This window comes from Paenibacillus sp. 598K, assembly GCF_003851045.1.
Classification (GTDB): Bacteria; Bacillota; Bacilli; order Paenibacillales; family Paenibacillaceae; genus Paenibacillus_D.
Genome location: NZ_BFBX01000030.1, coordinates 35,484 through 39,074, shown reverse-complemented (window position 1 = coordinate 39,074; position 3,591 = coordinate 35,484). Strand labels below are relative to the sequence as shown.

Annotated in this window: 5 protein-coding genes; 3 read left to right on the top strand and 2 right to left on the bottom strand. The window is 57.1% G+C overall.

The window, feature by feature from the left end:
* Nucleotides 1–193: 193 nt before the first annotated feature.
* Nucleotides 194–580 (bottom strand): hypothetical protein, encoded by a 387-nt coding sequence (locus PA598K_RS10455; RefSeq protein ID WP_128656893.1) that lies wholly within the window; start codon nucleotides 578–580, stop codon nucleotides 194–196.
* Between the two features lie 248 nt (nucleotides 581–828).
* Between PA598K_RS10455 and PA598K_RS10450 the strand changes: the two genes are divergently transcribed.
* Nucleotides 829–1,548, top strand: a complete 720-nt coding sequence (locus tag PA598K_RS10450) for an SDR family NAD(P)-dependent oxidoreductase (RefSeq protein ID WP_128656892.1) — start codon at nucleotides 829–831, stop codon at nucleotides 1,546–1,548.
* Nucleotides 1,549–1,602: 54 nt separating this feature from the next.
* Here the strand turns inward: PA598K_RS10450 and PA598K_RS10445 are convergent, their stop codons facing one another.
* Nucleotides 1,603–2,235, bottom strand: coding sequence for a hypothetical protein (locus tag PA598K_RS10445; RefSeq protein ID WP_128656891.1), 633 nt, complete (start codon nucleotides 2,233–2,235; stop codon nucleotides 1,603–1,605).
* A 299-nt stretch (nucleotides 2,236–2,534) separates the two neighbouring features.
* Here PA598K_RS10445 and PA598K_RS10440 point away from each other — a divergent pair, with 299 nt between their 5' ends.
* Nucleotides 2,535–3,089, top strand: coding sequence for a hypothetical protein (locus PA598K_RS10440; RefSeq protein ID WP_185601812.1), 555 nt, complete (start codon nucleotides 2,535–2,537; stop codon nucleotides 3,087–3,089).
* On the top strand, nucleotides 3,086–3,370 hold the full coding sequence (locus PA598K_RS10435; protein ID WP_128656889.1) for a hypothetical protein: 285 nt from the start codon (nucleotides 3,086–3,088) through the stop codon (nucleotides 3,368–3,370). Before PA598K_RS10440 ends, PA598K_RS10435 begins: the two co-directional genes overlap by 4 nt.
* Nucleotides 3,371–3,591 lie beyond the last annotated feature (221 nt).

The following is a 3,591-nucleotide window of genomic DNA, read 5'->3' as shown; positions in this document are numbered from 1 at the left end:
TCTTTCGCTATGGGCCCGAAATGCGCCGTTGCCGGCGGTCCAGCGAAAGATTCTTTCGCTACAGGCCCGAACCGCGCCGCTGCTGGTGCTCCAGCGAAAGTTTCTTTCGCTATGGACCCGAATCGCGCCGCTGCTGGCAGTCCAGCGAAAGTTTCTTGTTCACGCTCGGTGTGAGGAGGCGTCTACGGGTGATCTAGGGCGTAAGCCAGACGTTCATGCCTACATACATGCTGCTGAACGCAACCTCTACAGTTCCGACGGTGTAGCCGTACGGTCGTGTAGCTTGAAAAACATACTGTCCGGTAGACGGGTTAGAGGACACGAGCGTCATGTCGACGAAATGTGTCTGCCAATCGCCGTTGCCGATCGGGATGCCGACTCGCATCTTGGCGTAGAGGGGGGCGTTGCTCGCAGGCTGACCGAACTCATCGAGCGCCTCGACATTGAAGGTCACCGTAGAACCGCTTTGCGAAGCGGATAGGCGGAAGTCAACCGCCAGCCCTCCGGCAAATGCCGCCACAGGCAGCACAGTCAGGCTCAGGAGCATCATAACCAGTAATAGGCCTAGCTTTTTCTTCATCCATTAACGCCTCCTTTTTCTACAAATTAACATAAAAGTAAGCTTAGAAAAACCCGTCAAAGTATAGGGTTTGTCCCTATTCACCTCATTTTAGCAATCGCTTTCATAATTGTGGCATAGGATGCTCTCCTATTTGCGACCTACGGGGCGATAGCTGTTCAAGGCAAGGGGGATATGGTATGGTCAGTTAAATAGCTAATACCAACAGGGAATGGCCTCGCGGGGTCGAGCGAAGGAGTGGCAAGCGGATGAAGCATTATCTGGTATTCGGGGCGAGCAAAGGGCTGGGAGACGCCTTCGTGAGAGGCGTGCCAGAGGCAGGAGACAAGGTATGGGTTGTCTCCCGCAGCAAGCCGGGCAGCATCGACCTGCAGGATGGCATCGAACGGATCTGGATCGAGGCGGATCTGGCCGATCCCGCTGCCCCCGGCCGCGTCGCCGACAGACTGGGGGACGCTGCGGTCGATGTCGTCATCTACAACGTGGGCATCTGGGAGAAGGAAGGGTTCGAGGACCATTACAGCTTTGACCTGGACGAGCCGGAGGACATCAGCCGACTCATCCATGTCAATATCACCTCGGCGATCCTCGGCCTGCAGCGGCTGCTGCCGCATCTGCGTCGCTCGGCGGCGGGCAAGATCATCCTGATCGGCTCTACCGCCGGCTTGCCCAACGCCAATAGCACCCAGGTGAGCTTCGTGGCGTCCAAGTTCGCGATACGCGGGATCGCCGAGGCGCTGCGCGAGCATGTGCGGCCGGACGGGATCGCTGTCACCTGTATCAATCCCGGCGAGCTTGCTGCCGAGATTCCGTATGCGGAAGGGAGCGAGCGGGCACTGGCGGAATACCATGGCACGCGCATCCCGCTGCAGGATATGGTGGCGATCGTTAAGTGTATCGTCAGCCTGTCCCCCGCAGCCTGCGTCAAGGAGCTGCATGTGCCTGCGATGACCGACACCAATACGTAAACGTGTTGTAACCCGCGATCTGCTCTGATGTCTGCATATGCGTGTCTCGCTTAGCTACAGCTGCTCCTTGTCGCCGGACAGGGAGGCGAGCATCTGGTTCCAAGCGTCGAAGGGGAAGTCGGGATTGCCTGCGATGCGCAGAGAATAGGCATCCTCGCCCTCGAAGACCCAGCCGTAGGGCGGCTGTTCGCGCCAGCGGCGGTCGAGCTTGTCCCATAGGGACGGCTGCGCGAGGAATGGATGCTCCGGCCATGCAGCGAGCTCGTCAGCCGTATAAAGCCCGGACAGCCTACGCAGCTCCATACCCTGCCGGAGGATCGCTTCCAGCTCGCCGGGAGAGTCGTAGCCGACGAAGCGTTGGAGCAGCAGAGCGGGTATCCATTCCGGGACACCAGCTCGGGACGAGATTTGTCGCGACAGCCGCTGCCATTCTTCCATGCGGAGGACGAACGGGTGGAAATGCGCCTCGTCGTCCCAGGCAATCTCGATCATCTCCTCGTCTCCGTCGTCGATCATGAGCGAGATGTAGGAGAAGTCCTCGCCGGTATCCAGCACCAAGTCGACCTCATCCGTTACCGGCAGCCTGATCGGCTCCTCCTCCAGCTCCTGGTAGGCGAAGTCGTCCTGCAGCCGCCATTCGTAACGGGCCCAAAATTTTTTGTCCTGCGCGAGCGCGAGATCCATCATCAAGTCATACCTCCTATTCAGAATTAGCCTCTCTTTATCATGCCAAGCCATTGATGCGAAAGTCAACGGGCGCAGACTCATTAAGCAGGAGGTGTGCCATGAAAAAGCGTTGCATGTTGTGGTTGCTGTGCATCCTGTTAGTGGGCTTGCAAGGCTGCAACCGTCCCAGTGAAGCCCTAAGCCTACCGAAGTCAATACAGCTCCTTGAGCAGGTATATGCCGTCCACATATTCGACCGCGATGGAGCGCTGGTCATCGAGCATACGGACGACGCGCATATCTCAGGATTACTGCGGGGCATGCAAGAGGCCGCACCTGCTTATATCGACGATCCGGAGCCGTCCGGAGACCTCTACGAGCTAGTCCTGAGCGGACAGTCGGACGCCCTCACTTACAGAATCAATGATCTCAGCGCTACTGCGGCGAACGACATCAGCGTCAAGCTCTATGCGACGCGGCCTGATCAGGAGGAGACGACCGCCTGGGCACTGCCCTTGGCCTGGCTACAATTATTGCTAGAGCCGGAGCTGGCAGAGGGGGAGCCGACGCTGCGAGTTGTGACGGACGAAAATGCGGAAGCCGTCATCGTCACGGCAAATCGAGCGTTGCAGCGCGCATCGTTGACGGAGGCCGTTCGTTCCGGGCTGCACTACAGCTCGGCGGAGGAAGCAGCTCAACCCCGGTATACGATCCATTGGTCGGATGACAGGCGAGCCGTCATACGTCTCCCGACGCTATCGCCGGGACAGAGCGCCCGGCTCGTGCTTGATGGCGTGCTGTCGGCCGAGGGCGAGCCGCTCATCCTGACGAGGCCGCAAGGGAGCATCATCGAGCTGCACGGAGGCCCTGCATGAGCGGCCTGCGCCTTGTAGACCTGCAAAGGGAGGAGACTAATCGCGGGATACGAAATGGTCTTGACCTTGATTATGAAGTTAATATCCAAGAATTCAACTGGAATGTTTCTGGTATCGATACGGTATATTTTACTCCCATTGAACACGGTCGAGTAAGCAGCTCTTTAATACGAGAATACTTGAAGGCTGAGCTTCCTCATATGGCACTGACACTTATGTCCCCAGCGTTCAATACACCCGACGGGAAAAAGGTATTGGAAAAATGCATTGCGGGGCACTAGGATGAGGTGATGTACTAGTAGTTAGTTCATGAAATAACGTTCCTATAAGCGGTTCACGGTTTCGCGTCTTCTTGGCTTATGGAGACTTACTCCATTCGCGATACGCGCATGGCTTGCGTATAAGCGATCCTAAAGCTATCCCTATCCCTGTCATCGCGTAACTGCAAAAATACCTCTAATTATGCTCGAAAGCGGGCGCAATCGGAATTTTAATGCAAAAG

What these genes read in the sequence shown, in the direction of transcription:
- PA598K_RS10455 (WP_128656893.1), bottom strand. Translation starts at nt 580, where the DNA reads ATGAAGAAAAAGCTAGGCCTATTACTGGTTATGATGCTCCTGAGCCTG.
- PA598K_RS10450 (WP_128656892.1), top strand. Translation starts at nt 829, where the DNA reads ATGAAGCATTATCTGGTATTCGGGGCGAGCAAAGGGCTGGGAGACGCC.
- PA598K_RS10445 (WP_128656891.1), bottom strand. Translation starts at nt 2,235, where the DNA reads ATGATGGATCTCGCGCTCGCGCAGGACAAAAAATTTTGGGCCCGTTAC.
- PA598K_RS10440 (WP_185601812.1), top strand. Translation starts at nt 2,535, where the DNA reads ATGCAAGAGGCCGCACCTGCTTATATCGACGATCCGGAGCCGTCCGGA.
- PA598K_RS10435 (WP_128656889.1), top strand. Translation starts at nt 3,086, where the DNA reads ATGAGCGGCCTGCGCCTTGTAGACCTGCAAAGGGAGGAGACTAATCGC.